The 972-nt window shown below is 53.5% G+C and carries 1 pseudogene; it reads right to left on the reverse strand.

The window, feature by feature from the left end:
• Window positions 1-972, reverse strand: a pseudogene (locus tag MWU84_RS23950) (hypothetical protein); the annotation flags it as partial.

The following is a 972-nucleotide window of genomic DNA, read 5'->3' on the forward strand; positions in this document are numbered from 1 at the left end:
CTTTTTCACCCTTATCACCTTGGTCACCCTTAGCTCCAGTAGAGCCAGTAGCTCCTGTAGCACCGGTATCACCCTTAGCTCCGGTATCTCCTTTGGCTCCGGTTACCCCTTGGATGCCTTGAGCACCAGTCTCACCCTTGTCGCCTTGATCACCTTTTACACCTTGGATTCCTTGTTCACCCGTTGCACCAGTAGCTCCCGTTTCACCTTTATCGCCTTGGTCGCCTTTGGCTCCGGTATCACCCTTGTCGCCTTGATCTCCCTTGGCACCTGTATCTCCTTTGACTCCGGTCGCACCAGTATCTCCTTTATCACCTTTGTCTCCCTGATCTCCCTTGGCTCCGGTTAGGCCAGTTGCACCAGTGTCTCCTTTAGCTCCAGTAGCTCCGTCCGCACCAGTAGCTCCGGTTTCACCTTGGATACCTTGTATTCCTTGGGCACCAGTATCACCAGTGTCACCTTTATCTCCTTTTAAACCTTGGATACCCTGATCTCCAGTTGCACCAGTCGCACCTGTTGCTCCGGTTGCTCCGGTAGCACCAGTATCTCCCTTGTCTCCCAGATCTCCCTTGGCGCCAGTTACACCTTGTATTCCTTGGGCACCTGTATCACCTTTAGCTCCAGTTTCGCCTTTGTCTCCTTGATCACCTTTTAAACCTTGGGCGCCCGTAGCACCTGTGGCTCCGGTCTCTCCTTGGATACCCTGTGCTCCAGTCTGTCCTGTTGCACCAGTTGCTCCGGTCGCACCAGTATCACCTTGATCTCCCTTGGCTCCAGTTGCACCTGTAGCTCCGGTATCACCCTTGTCGCCTTTAGCACCGTTAGCACCAGTAAGTCCTATTGGACCCTGAGCTCCTGTCTCACCTTTTTCGCCCTGGTCGCCTTTCGCTCCAGTATCTCCTTTTTCACCCTTATCACCTTGGTCACCTTTAGCTCCAGTAGAGCCAGTAGCACCAGTGTCACCTTTATCAC

The organism is Arenibacter sp. F20364, from assembly GCF_023015905.1.
GTDB lineage: Bacteria > Bacteroidota > Bacteroidia > Flavobacteriales > Flavobacteriaceae > Arenibacter.